This is a genomic window from Schleiferilactobacillus shenzhenensis LY-73, from assembly GCF_000469325.1.
Lineage (GTDB): Bacteria > Bacillota > Bacilli > Lactobacillales > Lactobacillaceae > Schleiferilactobacillus > Schleiferilactobacillus shenzhenensis.
On record NZ_KI271602.1, the window covers coordinates 1 to 14928 of the forward strand.

General features: G+C 54.5%; 13 protein-coding genes. 9 read left to right on the plus strand and 4 right to left on the minus strand.

All coding sequences use genetic code 11. The annotated features are described in order from the left end of the window. Positions 1-323 precede the first annotated feature (323 nt). The 6 genes from L248_RS11865 to L248_RS11890 all read left to right on the plus strand — a co-directional run bounded on the left by L248_RS11865 (position 324) and on the right by L248_RS11890 (position 8207). Positions 324-2711, plus strand: coding sequence for a SpaA isopeptide-forming pilin-related protein (locus L248_RS11865; protein ID WP_040536663.1), 2388 nt, complete (start codon positions 324-326; stop codon positions 2709-2711). Continuing rightward, positions 2708-4018 carry a pilin N-terminal domain-containing protein gene (locus L248_RS11870; RefSeq protein WP_022530479.1) on the plus strand — a complete coding sequence of 437 codons (1311 nt, stop codon included), beginning with the start codon at positions 2708-2710 and terminating at the stop codon, positions 4016-4018. The genes L248_RS11865 and L248_RS11870 overlap by 4 nt, the downstream gene beginning before the upstream one ends. Before the next feature lie 222 nt (positions 4019-4240). Then, positions 4241-5899: a SpaH/EbpB family LPXTG-anchored major pilin gene (locus L248_RS11875; protein ID WP_040536665.1), complete on the plus strand. Its 1659-nt coding sequence runs from the start codon at positions 4241-4243 to the stop codon at positions 5897-5899. A 104-nt stretch (positions 5900-6003) separates the two neighbouring features. Next, positions 6004-6675: a class C sortase gene (locus tag L248_RS11880; RefSeq protein WP_155828658.1), complete on the plus strand. Its 672-nt coding sequence runs from the start codon at positions 6004-6006 to the stop codon at positions 6673-6675. An 11-nt stretch (positions 6676-6686) separates the two neighbouring features. Beyond that, positions 6687-7598, plus strand: coding sequence for a class C sortase (locus tag L248_RS11885; protein WP_196812037.1), 912 nt, complete (start codon positions 6687-6689; stop codon positions 7596-7598). Positions 7599-7604: 6 nt separating this feature from the next. After that, a complete protein-coding gene (locus L248_RS11890; RefSeq protein WP_022530483.1) occupies positions 7605-8207 on the plus strand; it encodes an ECF transporter S component in 603 nt (200 codons plus the stop codon). A 65-nt stretch (positions 8208-8272) separates the two neighbouring features. On the opposite strand, the gene L248_RS11895 is transcribed toward L248_RS11890, so the two are convergent. Together L248_RS11895 and L248_RS11900 are read right to left on the minus strand one after the other, a co-directional pair. Continuing rightward, complete coding sequence (locus L248_RS11895; protein ID WP_155828659.1) at positions 8273-9103, minus strand: hypothetical protein; 831 nt, start codon at positions 9101-9103, stop codon at positions 8273-8275. Positions 9104-9135: 32 nt separating this feature from the next. After that, on the minus strand, positions 9136-9786 hold the full coding sequence (locus L248_RS11900; RefSeq protein ID WP_040536669.1) for a hypothetical protein: 651 nt from the start codon (positions 9784-9786) through the stop codon (positions 9136-9138). A 102-nt stretch (positions 9787-9888) separates the two neighbouring features. On the opposite strand from L248_RS11900, the gene L248_RS11905 reads away from it, so the two are divergent. From L248_RS11905 to L248_RS15370, 3 genes are all read left to right on the plus strand, one after another. Beyond that, positions 9889-10860, plus strand: a complete 972-nt coding sequence (locus L248_RS11905; RefSeq protein ID WP_022530486.1) for an aromatic acid exporter family protein — start codon at positions 9889-9891, stop codon at positions 10858-10860. Positions 10861-11034: 174 nt separating this feature from the next. Next, a complete protein-coding gene (locus L248_RS11910) occupies positions 11035-11235 on the plus strand; it encodes a cold-shock protein (RefSeq protein ID WP_027828904.1) in 201 nt (66 codons plus the stop codon). 91 nt (positions 11236-11326) lie between these two features. Next, on the plus strand, positions 11327-12091 hold the full coding sequence (locus L248_RS15370) for a GNAT family N-acetyltransferase (protein ID WP_081701316.1): 765 nt from the start codon (positions 11327-11329) through the stop codon (positions 12089-12091). 37 nt (positions 12092-12128) lie between these two features. Here L248_RS15370 and L248_RS11920 read toward each other — a convergent pair whose 3' ends face one another. Further along, entirely contained in the window at positions 12129-13565 is a 1437-nt protein-coding gene (locus L248_RS11920) for an MFS transporter (RefSeq protein WP_052000053.1), read from the minus strand. 145 nt (positions 13566-13710) lie between these two features. Continuing rightward, positions 13711-14712, minus strand: coding sequence for a Gfo/Idh/MocA family protein (locus L248_RS11925; protein ID WP_022530490.1), 1002 nt, complete (start codon positions 14710-14712; stop codon positions 13711-13713). Positions 14713-14928 lie beyond the last annotated feature (216 nt).

Genomic DNA, 14928 nt, shown 5'->3' on the forward strand with positions numbered 1-14928 from the left:
TTTCCAAGATTTTGTACGTCTCTATCCATTTTCGCCACCTTCATGAATTATTGGGGAGACATGCTGGGCTTTGACGCCCCACGTTTCAATTCATTTTTCATCTCCCTGGGGATGAGATTTGATAAATCAACATTCATGAAAACAGGCGAGTATCTATCGCCCCTTCGCCAAGGCTGTTACACTACGGTTTTACAGCCGAGAGCTCACTTAAATTATGAAAACAATTCCCTCTGTCCCTCGGGCGCCGCGTTCCTTGCGGCGCCCGTTCGCGTCTCTGTATGCTGGATAAGTAGGCCGCATCACGGACACGAAAGGAGCTTCCCATGAAAGCCAGACACCCAGTTGCGCTCAGCTGTTTGCTCTTTTTTCTCATGCTGCTGGGCGGACTTAACCAACCGGCAAAGGTCCAAGCCGATAACACCGGGCCGTGGCATCAATACAGTTACTCAGCACCATTTACATCCATGCCCTTTGTTTCGACAGACCGGATGCACGAAGCCGGGGACGAAGCCAATATTTTCTTATACAATGTGGTCCTCTCCGGCAACCATAGTGCGGATGGCGCCGATACAGAAGGGGCCATGGCGATTCAGGGTAATAGTACGATTCCAGCCAAGAACCGGAACGGGGGAACCAGCAGTTTCAACTATGCCGGTTTCTTCGATGGCGGCCAGCACGGGGATGGCGATACCAATAGCCACCCCTTGAATGAAAAACACCGGATCTCTCTGCTCTTAGGCGGCCGTATCCAAAAGTTCTATCCGGATGGCGCAGACAACAAAGGCCATGCCTTGGTCGGCGGGGCGGCAACAAACGGCCGCAATAACGGGTATTTTGTTGTTCGAAAAAATGCGCTTTTTGGCGATAATAACTGGCTGCAAGACGAAGATCATCCCGTCCACACGAATGGGCGGATCTATCATACTGACGATTTTGCTGCTGATCCGCGAACTGTTGCGATGGATGATATTTTTAAGCGTATCTTTGCCACCCAGAGTGACGTCCAAACGCAGCTTGATCAGCTGGTTGGCACTGAAGTGGGCGATCCGTACATCGTTGACGATGACCCTTACTATGTCCGTTCCTTCTGGGGCTGGCAGGCGGATGACGATATTGAAGTCCCCGTTTACCACTCGAAGGCCGATGCGAGTACGTTGATCATTAAAGTACCCGTGCGGACTGGCACGACCGATACCGCCTATTTACCAGGATTCCCCAGCTCGGCGCCGCCAATCAAGGATAAGCGTATTAGACGCATCATTATCACGACAGATGCTGGGAAGGTCATCGCTGCAGATACCAATGCTGGAGATAAGAGCCGGCAAGTGGCAGAAAAAACAGTGTACTGGCTGCCTAAGGCGAAGCAAGTGACGAATTACGGCTTGAAAGGAAGCTGGCTGGCGCCGGACGAACCAGAAGTGAACACCACAGCAGAGAACCACTTTACTGAAAAATATTTTAAAGATATGCAGTGTTTCTCTACGGCTCTTTCCGGCTCGGTGATTGCCCCCCTGGCCACGGTGGCGTGGTCCGGTGCCCACATCAATGGGTATCTCTGGGCCAAGGACTTTCAGCAAAGCGGTGGCGCAGAAGCCCATAACTTCTATACGCCGCCGCTGGAGGAACTGATCGATATGATGCTGGGGGTGGATAAAATCAACGCCGATGACCAGGAGCCAGTCAAGGGTGCTGAATTCATTCTCTCCCGGAAGAAAGGCACGACGACTGAATACCTGCAATCCGCAGCGCCAGAGAAATGGACGACCAATCGTAATAACGCGAAGATTTTGACGTCTGATGAAAATGGCCAGATTCGTGTCCGTTTGCCTCAACCCAAGGAAACCTATCGTTATTTCTTCCACGAGACCAAAGCGCCGAATGGGTTTGAACCGCCCAAGCCCAATAACCAGCACGAAGTCTCACCAGGCGGGACAGCGGGCGTCAGTTATGTAACGACCGTCAGCAACACCCCGGTGGAACGCTTGGCGGTGCGGTTCCGCAAGACAAATCAGTTTGGGACTGCGTTGCCTGACGTCAAATTCACCTTGACAAGTGAAACTCATCCTGTCACGGTCCTGGAATCCACCAGTGGTCCCCGAGGATATGTGGAATTCGAGAACGTGCGCGAAGGTCACTATGTTCTGAAAGAATTGACCAGTAACGCTGTGGGTCCCACTGAATGGCGGGTGACGGTCAAAGTGGTCGGCGGGCAAGCTCACCTGTATTACCGCGATGGGCCACTGATCGAAACGATCAAGAACAAGAAGCGCTTATCGTTGCGCTTAACTAAGGTCGATGCCCATGATCGCCTGCTGGCTGGCGCGACGTTCCGGTTACACAGCACCAATGGGTACGACAAGACACTGCCGGAAGGCAATCAGGCACTCAGCCAGTTTACGTTTACTGGGTTAGAACCGGGGACGTACACCCTCACCGAAATCAAGGCACCGAATGGGTACGAACCGCTTAAAAAAGACATCAAAATCGTGGTCAGCGATGATTTGACGCAGGTTATCGCTGATGGCACTGGACTGACCCATCAAGGATTGGTGTTTGCTTATAAGATTGCCAACAAGCCTGTCGGCGTCCTGCCGGCAACTGGCGGCTGGGGCAGCCTGCCTTGGTTCATTGCAGCTGGCACCTGCGGGTTTGCCGCCATCAATGTCGGCGTTGGTTACTATGGCACTCAGAAAAGGGGGCGGCGGAAATGAAATGGCGCACACTATTACGCTGGTTGATGCTGGGGATCTTCATGATCACCGCCGTCGGCGCAACGGAACACAATGTTCGCGGCGATACAACAGGGGAGACTGAGGTCGTCCTGCATAAGCGCGTATACCGAGACGTCCGCTCCCCTGAAGATGTCTGGTATCCCAACAACGGCGTCCTCATCGACGACCCGAACCATGCGTTGTTAGCGAAAACTTCCGGACTGAACGGTGCGAATTTCTTCGTCTTCGATCTGTCCGAAGAGTACCAGCGCATCAAGAAAGACTGGCAGCCGTCCGCTCATGAAGGGCAGGCGTTCTCAGACCAAGCATTCATCGACTTATACCGCGACAAGCCCCGCCGGCAAACGCTGGCATGGGCCAAGGAGAACCTGATGCAGGTCGCCGCGGTCAAGACCAAGACAGATGACGCCCTGAATGAAGATGGTATCGGCCGGTTCACCGTACCGCCCAAGACGGCCGCTGGTGCCAAGGCCGTTTACCTCATCCTCGAGGATAAGCTTGATCCAGCTATGGGATTGAACGTGGACATGACCAAAAAAACGTCACCCATTGTCCTCATCCTGCCGTTAACGCACCCCACGGATGGCACCGCCCTGGACCCGATCCATCTGTATCCCAAAAATACGGCGTATGTGCGAGATCCGTATTTCTTCAAGTTTGGCAAGCAAACCAATGGTGAAGAGATCCGTTTAGCCGGTGCCAAGTTCGTGCTTTACCAGCTCGTGGATAATCAAAAGCGGTATTTGCAGCTGGGCGAGGAGAACGACCTCGGCAATAAATGGGTCACCAGCAGTGATCCGTTGAACGATGATCGGGTTGATAAATTCACCTCCGATAAGGATGGCCTCGTGAACATGGGTCAACGATTCCTGTCGGCAGGAACCTATTACTTTGAAGAAGTGGCCAGCATCGACGGCTACGATTTGGACGCGTCGGCCAAAGGCATCAAGGTGGAAGTGCCAGAAGAATGGCGGGACGACGACGGTAACTATCAACCGGTTATGGTCAACGGCCAACCACTGCTTGAATTGATCTCTGGGAAGGTGCCGGAAGAGGCGATGCAAAAGGCGACCCCACGGGTTTACAACACGCAGACAAAGCCTTCCACCCCGTCCACACCAGCTAAGCCGAGTACACCCGCGCCAGTGCAGCCGCCCAAACAGAGTGGCTGGCTTCCCCAAACGGGCACGGCCAAGACATTGATGGCGTTAGTTGGCTTCCTGCTGCTCTTGATTGTCTTTGCGGCAACTTGGCGGACACGCAAAAATCGGCAGAAAAGTATGTGACAACATTCCTTGCAGATTTCATGAATGATGATAAATCCAGAAAATGACCGAAAAGTGACACCCGTTATGTTTTGCGAAACAGCACCAATACTGAATATACACAGAATCCAAACTTAATTCATGTAAACATGTTGCCCACTTTTCAAAAGTTGTCAGGTGTCAATCCAACCCGATACACTCAATAAGTAAGGTAAATCCAACAATAATAAGGAGGCGTCAAGAATGATACAACGACGTTGGTTACGCTTAGTCATGATGGTTGCTCTAGTGCTCCCGTTACTGGGAGCCGCCGTCAGCGGGCTGAGCAATGTGGCAAAAGCAGCCGAAAATAGCAAGGTGGACATTGTGCTCCACAAAAAGGCATTCGCTACAAGGCCAGACGAACAGCAGAACACAGGTGAAATTATGCCAGAATTTGAAAGTGCTGCACCACTAAAGGGAGCACTTTTCACAGCATACAATATCACCACCGATTTCCATGACTTGCTGGAAGACGGTGAACCCACCGGTAATGAGGACATGAAGGCCTACATCCAGAGAAGGATGCAAGAATTCGTTGCAGCCCATAAAGATGAAACAAACCTTCCAGAAAGCGTCACAAAAGTCGATTCCATAAAAACTGACGATCAAGGTTTAGCGAAGTTCACGGAATTACCCGCCTATCAAGATGGTAAACACCAGGTGTACATCTTCTATGAAACTGAAAATCCCGCAGAAGTAGCGGAAAAATCCTCACCAATGATCGTTGTTTTACCGGTTAAAAATAAACAAGAACAGGTCCTTTCCACAATTCATCTGTATCCTAAGAACATCATCAATGATGTGGAATACAAGAAGGAAATGATCGATGATCAAGGGCAGGTGCTAGAAGGTACTCAGCACGTCCAGGTTGGGGATAAGATTCAGTACTATCTGGAATTCACCGTTCCCCATGATATTGGCCATAAATACGAGAAAGACGGGGCCATTCGGACACAATTCGAGAAATTCAATTTTAGCGATGCTGTTGACAAGCCAGGGTTGTCATTTGTTGGCTTAGACAAGATTGTGGCCAGTGATGAGCTCGAAACTAATCTTGTTGGGGTATTGAAGGACCACTTCAAGCTAACCTCTAAGAATCTTGTTGGACAAGAAAAGCCCAATGGTATTGCTGGTTTTGATCTTAGTTTCAACTTTAGCAAAGATGGCGACAATAAGGAAAGTCAAAGCACTGCAGACGCCCTGTCACCGTATGCAAACAAAAAGTTGCGCATTTACTATACGTTACAAGTCAATGAAGAGGCTATGCCCGACGAAGCCATCATCAACGGATCCTCATGGACATGGACACGCCAAGGAACAGATGGTTCCATGACAGATAAAGCTCCCGAAGTTGTTACCGGCGGTAAGAAGTTTGTGAAGATCGATGGGACAAATAATGCGACACTTGAGGGTGCAAAATTTGTTCTGACGAAGAAGACTGGTGAAAAAACGCTTTATGCACAATTTGCAACAAGCAAAGAAGCCAGTGGAATCCAAAACGAGTACCATGCCGAAACCGCTAAGTACATCAACTGGATTGAGGAAAAAGAAAGCGCTACGACTTTCATCTCCGGTGAAAACGGCAAGATTGAAGTTCGCGGCCTCAAGTATGGTGAATACCAATTGGTGGAAACCAAGGCGCCAACGGGATATAGCCTGCTTAAGGAAGCCACTCCCTTCACGGTTGAAAAGGGTACTTGGAGCGAAGACGAAGCAATGGTAACGAAGATTAAGAACATCCCCGAAGGTGGACTCCCGTCCACCGGCGGCCCTGGGATCGTTCTGTTCCTCCTGGCCGGTTTCCTCGTCATGAGCGGCGGTGCCGTATGGTTCAAGTTCAGCCGTCAGGCAACAGCATAACGTTTGAATAACGCCATTCCATGATGGCAGGCAGACAGGGGGCGGTCTTTTGACCGGCCCTTGTCGCCGTACATAGATGAATATCAGAAGGAGAGGTGGGCCGATTGCGCCGTCGACGAAATAACACGAAGGGTTACCGGTGGGGGATGATCATGATTGGCCTGCTGACGATGGCCACAATGTTGGTGTTCATTCCGCTGCTTCACCAGGCGGTGGGCAGCACAGTCTCCGTGGCCGCCACACCCCAGACAAACCGCATTATCATTCCACGGCTCCATCTCTCCTTAACGTTGTTTGGCCAGAAGACAGAGAAGACGTTGGCACAAGGCGCGACGCTGTGGCGGGACAGTACATTGGCCCAACGGCCGGTGGTGACCGCCCACAGCGGTATCACCAACCATACCGGGTTCGATCATCTGGACAGTCTCAAAAAAGGCGATCGGTTCATTATTCAATACGAGGGGAAAAAGCAGACCTACGCCGTATTCAAGAAAGAAGTCGTGGCCCCAGCAGCAGTCGATAAAGTTAAGCCGGTGGCCAATCGCCAATGGGCGACCCTGGTCACTTGCACACCCTATATGGTGAACAGTCATCGCTTGCTGGTTACCGGCCGGCGCATTACGGATCAGCAGCAGGCGTTAACCACCACGTTGAAACCGATTCAAGCGCACCAGGCACGCCGTCTTTGGCAGCTGAGCATCGCAGGTATGGGTGCCTTCCTGATACTGATGATGGCGGTGGCTCTCCTCACCTGGCGGCACCGACGGAAAGGATAGCGGTGATGACGATGGCCAAGAAAAAGAAGAAAAAAAAGCTTTGGCAGCGGCGCGCGTTCGCGATTCTCTTCCTCGTGCTGGGTACCTTGATCTTCACGTATCCCTTTTACGTGGATGCTTTGAATGGGGTCATCGACCAGTATCAACAAGCCCAGTATGCCCGGGAAGCGGCCGCGCAGCAGAAACAGCAGGCGGCGGCCATGGCGAAACACAATGCAGCGATTGCCAAAACCGGCTTGCGTACCGGGGTAGATCCGTTCCGGGGGGAAGCCAGTGATGAGAAGACCCGGGGCTACTTGACGAAGCACTTCCTGGGTACGGTCATCATCCCCAAACTGAAAGTGACCGTCAACCTTTTCGACAGGACAACGCCTTGGCTGCTTCAGCGGGGCGCCAGCGTGGTTCCTGGCACGTCCCTACCCAATGGGCAAAAAAACACCCACAGCTTGATTTCAGCCCATAGCGGTTTGCCGCAGCGAAAGCTGTTCACTGGCTTGGACACGCTCAAAATTGGGGATACGTTCCTCCTAAAAATTGGCGGGAAGCAGCGTGCCTACCGGATCCAGCGGCGCCAGGTGGTTCTGCCGAATAAGCAGAACACGATCCAATTATCGGAACAAGAAGAACGGGTGACGCTGATGACGTGCACCCCGTACATGATCAATTCCCACCGGCTGCTGTTAACGGGGAAGCGGGTACCCTTGACCCCCGCCATTAAGGCGGCCGCGGACCAAGCATTACAGACCCGCTGGCTGATTTGGGGCGCATGGTTTGCCTTCCTGCTGGCTCTGGCGGCGACGGCATTGGCCGCCTGGCGGTGGCCGCAGCGGCGGGGGGCGAAGGCCTTAAAAAGACAGTCGCCGCGCACCCGTCGCCAGCGCAATTATGGTACAGTAGAGCCAACAAAAGTTGCCGGAGGATAACCAATTATGCGGAAATTTTCCACGTTTCAATTGACCTTGATGAGCCTGCTGATTGCTTTGCTGGTCATTCAGACCTACGTCCCCATCACCATCTTTCCGGGCGCCCCAACGATCACTGTGGGCCACATCATCGTGGCGATTGGTGCCATTTTGCTCGGCCCGGGCGGCGGCCTGCTGCTGGGCACCGTGTGGGGCGGGTTGTCGTTCATTCGGGCCTTAACCATGCCGCCGTCTCCGCTGTCCGTTTTGCTGTTCACCAATCCCATCATTGCCTTCGTGCCGCGGATGGCTGTGGGATTCTGTGTCGGCTGGCTGTTCAAGCATCTGCGCGCCCGTATCAAGTCCACGAGTATTCTCGCTGGTGGCGTCGCACTCGTGGGTACAATGCTGAATACCGGCCTGGTCGTTTTGTTCACGTACCTGTTCTTCGTCCGTAATCCGGCCGCGTTACTGCAAGCCTTTGGCCGGGCCAGCAGTACCACCGGCTTGTTCTGGCTTATTCTCATCATGCTGGGGGCCAACTTTGCCACCGAGGCGATCACTGCCGTGGTAATTACCCCGTTAATTACGGCGCCCACACTGCATATGGTTGAACGGCGGCACCGGTAAGGCAGCCAAAAAGCAGGAATGAAACGGTCAGTCGACCGCATCATTCCTGCTTTTATGTAAACTAATTACTGCAATTCCATCTGTGTATTGCCACCGTTGCTTTTTGCGATGGTCGTTCCATTGGGGCCTTTAACGAGAACTGGTGGGGCAGTGACGCCATACTCGTTGGCGACACGCTTGACTTCCGTCAGTGCTGACTGACAGAACTCAGTCTTGTCGTTTGCGTTCGCATCGCTGACGTCACCGCTGACCGTGACGACGACTTGAGAAACACTGCCGTCAGCACTGGCAGGAAAATTCATCGCAGTGACGGTACCGCCGGAGAGGCTCACGGCGCGGTTCAGTGTGTTGGCAAATTTTGCATAGGCGCCAGTGGGTGTGGCTGTTGCCGGGGTCGTGGGCTGACTGCTGCTGGCTGCTGGGGAAGACGAAGAGGCGGCCGGTTCAGATGACGAACTGGCAGAAGCGCTGGATGACGACGATGAGGAGGGCAATAGGGCAGAGGATGAAGATGATGAAGAATCGCTTGGAATACTGGCCCCGCCGGCTAATGATGGCGCCGTCTTATCCTTGCTCGCCTTTTTCTTGGTGGTTTTATCCTTTGCTTTGCGGGCTTTCTTCTCGGTGGCGACCGGTGCGGCGTTTTGCGCGGCGGTATCACCCGCTGTGGTCATAATGATCCCCAGCATGGATAAAACGGCGATGGACCCCACAATGACTGTGGCGCTTTGAAAGACCCGAATACGGCTGCGCAAATGTTTACGCCTGCGGCTCCAGTTCCGGTCGGCGCCCCGACGCGGCCGCTTTAACTGGTGCACGTTCACGATCCAGGCAACGACCACGGCAATCAGCGCCGCGACACTCCCGATAAAACATATAAGCGAAAATAGCTTCAACTCTGCTCTGCCTCCCCAGGGTGAACAAACGGTTATTTCAGTGCTTTGAGTAATTCCTTACTTTGCTGCTGGGCCGTCGTCAAGTTAGCCTGCATGATTTCCATCTGCTGATAGAGCGCGCCGTAGTATTGATTGAACCGGCCAATCGCGGTATCCATGGCTTTCTCATCGGTGGTGTCGGCTGTGTCGGCATAGAATGTCTGCTCCGCTTTGGTGAATTCGTCCATGAATTGAGAAAACGTATCGTGGTCCAGACTGATGATCTTCAGACTTTGCACAAGATCTTGGATTTGTTCAGTCGGCAGATTCGGCGTTTTTGATTTGGCAAAACCGGCCAGCGTGTCTGCCGCAGAGTTCAGCGTCTTATAGTCTGTGGTCAGTGTCGTCAGAGCCGTGGTCCGCTTGCTGACGTTGGCATAAACGTCACTTTGCTTATTCTTCAGCAGGTTCTCGTTCGGCTTCTCCTTGTGCTCCTTAAGGTACAGGGATTGGCTCTTCTCCAGGCTGTTGGTAATGGCCGTCAACTCGGTGCCCTGATCCTTGATCGTGCTAATCACCGTGTTCGCTGACGCGCGCACTTGAGCCTTGTCGGTGAGCGGTTTCCGCTCGCAACTGCCGAGAAGGCCAGCAAAAACAAAAAGGATGATAAACGATCCCAGGATTCCCCAATTTCTGCGCCGCATGGACGACCCTTCCTTCACTTCCTGCATTAAGTCTATAATAACATAGTTGAGGTAGCGGACGGTGACGACATTACTGAAAGGCGGCGGACTGTGAGAATCGGAATGCGGACCATCAAAACCGCGCTGACGGCAGGTATCGCGATGGCCATCGCCGGCAGCTTGCACTTAGATTATTGGACGCTCGCCGGCATCATCAGTATGCTGATGATTGCCACGACGACGCGGGCCACCATTCGTCTGGCCCTGTTCCAGACGGTTGCCACCCTGATTGGGCTGGCACTGGCCTGGGGGCTCTTCACTTGGATACCATACGCGCCGGCAGCGTTCGCCATCTGGCTGCTGCTCTACATTGCGCTGGCCAACCTCGTTGACCTGCAAGACACCATGATTGGCAGCGCCGTCCTGGTCCTGCCCCTGCTGGTGGTCAAGCCAATCACGATGGCCATTCTGCTGAACCAGCTTTCTGTCCTGCTCATTGCGGTCCTCACCGGACTGGTCTTCAACCTCTTCATGCCTAATCTGACCGACCAGATCTCCTTCCATGTGGAAGGGGTAGAAAAGGAGATGCAGACGGTCTTGCGTCTGCAGGGGACCCTGCTCATGTCTGGGGAGACCAGCACGGAGGCCCAGCATACGCTCTGGGAGCACTTAAGCGGCTTGAAGCAGGCCATCAACGAGGGGACAGCGTGGACCGCGCGGCACCAGGCCAATCAGCTCTTCGACGACAACGAGTATTACGCCGCATACTTCGAGATGCGCAATAATCAGTACGAACTGCTGCGCCAGATGCAGCTGATTCTCGATTCACGGTTGGCAGAAATGCCCCAAAGGCAGCAGATGGGCCGGCTGCTGGTGAATATGACGAAGGCCACTGGCAAGCACAATCCAATCCCGCCGCAACTGGCTGCGATTGAACGGTTGCAAGCTGATTTGGCGGCCATGAATTTGCCGGAAACGCGCCAGCAGTTCAGTCAGCAGGCAACTGCCATGTCGTACCTGGTTTTCTTACGGCAAATGCTGCGGTTGGCGGACACGTTCGACAAGGTCGTGGCGAGTCAAAACAAGTCGTCCTGAAAGCGATATTTTCATGCACCCAATTTGGGGCGTCGACCTTTACAGCGGGGGGCTTTGAATGGTACTATATGAATGTACTTTTTGAATGGTTACGGTTCGAATGTTTTCAAAAGACTTTCTTCCAGTACCAAACAAAAGATGCACAATTTTTTACCAATCAAGGAGGAAGTTCTCATGGAACATGGAACTGTCAAATGGTTCAACGCTGAAAAAGGTTATGGCTTCATTACTCGCGAAGATGGTAGCGATGTATTCGTTCACTTCTCTGCAATCCAAGGCGACGGCTACAAGACTCTTGAAGAGGGTCAGGGCGTCACTTTCGATGTTGAGCAAAGCGACCGTGGACCTCAAGCTGTCAACGTTGTGAAAGACTAATATTGACACATGCCCAAAAGAACGGAGGCGCTTCGGCGTCTCTCTTTTTTTTGCTCAGTCTAGTGGATCAGAAAGGCGGGTCAGTCACCTCATGAGTTTAGAACGGATGCAAGCGTCATGGACAACTTATCGCTCCCTATTTCTTCTGGCCGATGAAGACGAAACCATGCTGCGCCGGTACATCGACCGGACAGAGCGGTGGGTGTGGACAGCGCATGGTAATGTGGTGGGCGTCGCCGCCGTGGGTATTCGTAACAGTTACGAAGGGGAACTCATGGCGATTGCCGTCGCCCCGGACCAGCAGGGTCAAGGGACCGGGAGTGCCTTCCTGCAGGCCCTCTTGGCGGTCTATCGCCGGCGCGGCTGGTGGACATTGTCCGTGGGCACAGGGGACACCTGCCCAGCCCAGCTGCACTTTTATCTCAAGAACGGCTTCCGGGTCGACCATGTCCGGCCCTTTTTCTTCACCCAGTACCCGCAACCAATCCGGGACGATTGGGGTGCGCTGCGCGACATGGTCGTGTTCAAGCAATTACTGAAGCCGCTGCCCCGTTGGGATGTACCGATGACCGAGGCGGTGTGGCAACCGCTGCCCGTGGGAGCGACGGCCCAACCGCCGTATCCCGTGGCGACGGAGGACGGTACGCCGGGGTGGACGCTGCGTCCCTTGAGCCAGCCCCGGACCTTGACGCTGGTCGGTGCGGTATACGATTTTGCGCTAAGCCAATGGCAGGCCATTATGGCGCCGGAGGCTTTGCCAGCGGATACCGACTTGGCTGCATTGTGGCGATACTGGCGCCAGGCGTATCCGGGGTTTCTCGTCCCGGCGAATTATTTCCCGGGGAATAAAAAATAGGCATGGCACTGCAGTCGCAGCCCATGCCCGGCCGACGTTACTTCAAGTCGGCTTTTTTTATTTTAGGAATCATCCATGCCAGAACCAGGACGGCCAGCAGTGCCACGGCCACGGCGACCCCGAAGGCCACGTGGAGCGCGGAGAGAAAGACGCTGTCTTGACCGGTGGGGTAGGTGGTGATTCGGCGGCCCAGCTGACGCGACATGACCCCGAACAAGATACTGGTCGAGGCGGCAGTACCGCTGACCATGCCCAGATTTCTCGCCAACGCATTGAAACTGCCCGTGATGCCCAGGTCAGACTTGGGCACCACCGACATAACGATGTCGCCCAGCGGGGACTGAAACAGGCCAGTGCCCATGCCCAGGATGATCGTTGCGCCAGCGTAGAGAATGAGACCGCCGCGCAAGGGCAGGAAGAGGTAGAGAACGTCCGCCAGGCCCACCAGCGCCGCGCCGAACAGCCCGACCAGGGCGATGTTCATGCGGTCCGCCAAGTAGCCGCCCAGCGGGGCAAAGAACACCATCGTCAACGGGTAGAGCGTCAGCAGCGCGCCCGCTTCTCCAGCTGGCAGCCGGAGCGTATCCTCCAAGTAGAAGGGCATGAGGATGGTCATGAAGAACTGGACCACGAAGACCAGGTAGACCGCACCAACGCCGCCGGAGAACAAGGCGTTCTTGAAGATACGCAGCGGCAGCAAGGGCTGAGCGACGTGCAGTTCAACCACGAAGAAGAGGATCAAGGCAACCACAGCGATGGCCAACAAGCCCCAGATCAGGGGCGTGAACCCAGTCTGCTGACTCACGTTCAAGCCCCAGAACCCAGCGCCAATGGCCGTCGCTTGGGTGAGAAAGCCGCCCCAGTCGACCCGGCCGGGAATCGGCGCTGGCCCGACGTGCATCAGCCGCAGTGCGAAGATCAGGGCGACCAACCCGATGGGTACGTTGATCCAAAAGATCACCGGCCAACTGCTGACGGCGAGGATCAACCCGCCTAGCCCAGGGCCGGCAACCGACCCCAGGGCCACGAAGGTGCCGACAGTGCCCATGGCCCGGCCGCGTTCGTTAATGGGAAACTCTGACGTGACGATACCGTATGTATTGGCCAGCGTCATCGCTCCACCCACCGCTTGGACGAACCGGCCCAAGAGGAGAAAGTTGAAGCCCAAGGGTGTGCCGGACATGGCTGAACCGAACACGAAGACAAACGTCCCGAGCTTGAAGATCTTTTCTTTACCCCACAAGTCGCCCAGTTTGCCAAATAAAAGCAGCAAGGCACTGAGGACAATGAGGTAAAGCGACACGATCCACTCCATCCGGCTCGCAGCGACCCCCAAGTCCTTGGTCATCACCGGAATCGCGATATTAACAATGGACGAATCCAAGTTGGACATAAAAGCAAAAATCCCCAAAATAATGATGACGGCCCAGCGGTGCGGATCCACCGCCGGTTGTACCGCATGCGTATCACTCATGCTGTCCACCCCCTACCAGATTGGGGTCATTATGGCACCCTTTGATAGAAAAAGCTTGAATTTTGCTCTTATTTCCGGGGCTGTCCGCATGCTGACGACCAAAAAAGGCACCGCATCGCTGCAGCGCCTTTCTCACTCGCAATCATCACTCTTGAAAAGCTGTGTCGTCCTCAAATGGATAACGATAACCCCACGACTTGCGCATCGCGGTCATCTCAGCCATGACGTCGGTGGTCCAGCCCCAATCTTCCCGGTCGGTCCCAGGATCAGCGCAAGCTTCGGCGAAGTCGGCCAGCTCGTAAGCCATGGCCTTGCTGGTCTCGCCAGCGGTGATGGTCGTCGCCTGGCGGTTGATGTCCGTGAAGACGGCGGCTTGGGCGCGCGGATAATCCATGATCGTCAGCATACCCTTGGTGGTGGCGATGCTGATCTGCTTGGGCAGACGGCCATAGAAGCTGAGCGTGACGTTCGTGAGGATGCCGTACTCGTTCTTGAAGCTGGCCACCGACCGGTCGTCCACACTGGTCGGGCCCATCTTCATCGTCGTAGCCAGCAGTTCAGGCGCGGCCGGCTGGAACATCCGGGCGGCGCTCAACGCGTACACGCCGATGTCCAGCAAGGCACCGCCGGCCAGCTGGGGGTCGAGCAGACGGGAACTGGGGTCAGTGTTCGAATTATTCGATCCGAACATCACATCGATCACCCGCACATCACCGAAGACGTCCGCTTCCTGCATCGCCCGCAGCTGGGCATACAGGGGCATGTGATAGATGGTCTGCGCCTCCATCACGACCAGCCCTTTCTCCCGGGCCCGGGCGGTTACCTGGCGCAGTTCGTGGCTGCTCATGACGATGGCTTTTTCAGACAAGACGTGTTTCCCCGCCGCCAAGGCACCCATAATTTCAGAAAAGTGGAAGCGGTGCGGTGTCGCAATATAGACCGCGTCAACAGCTGGATCGGCTAGGGCTTCTTCGTAACTGCCATAGGCGTGGGGGATATGGTACTGATCCGCAAATTCCTGGGCCTTCTGCAGCGACCGGGAACCGGCACCGTACAGCGTCGTGCCGCTCACTTTAGCAGCGTCGTGGGCAAACGCATGGGCAATGCCGCCCAAGCCAAGAATTGCAACATTTAAATTCTTCGCCATGTTTTTTTCTCCTTTAACAAAAAATACATACTAATGGGATAGACTAGAACCAATTCAATCGTACCAAAAAATGCAGACCGGGGAAACAGAGCAGGCCACTGCTTGCGGAGGCAGGTTAGTGTCTGGTCTTGACCCGGGTGACTCCGGGCTCCGCGGATTGGGGGCTGGAACGTGGTGACGGCGGTTTGAGCCCGCAAAGTGCGCGGTCTCAAACAC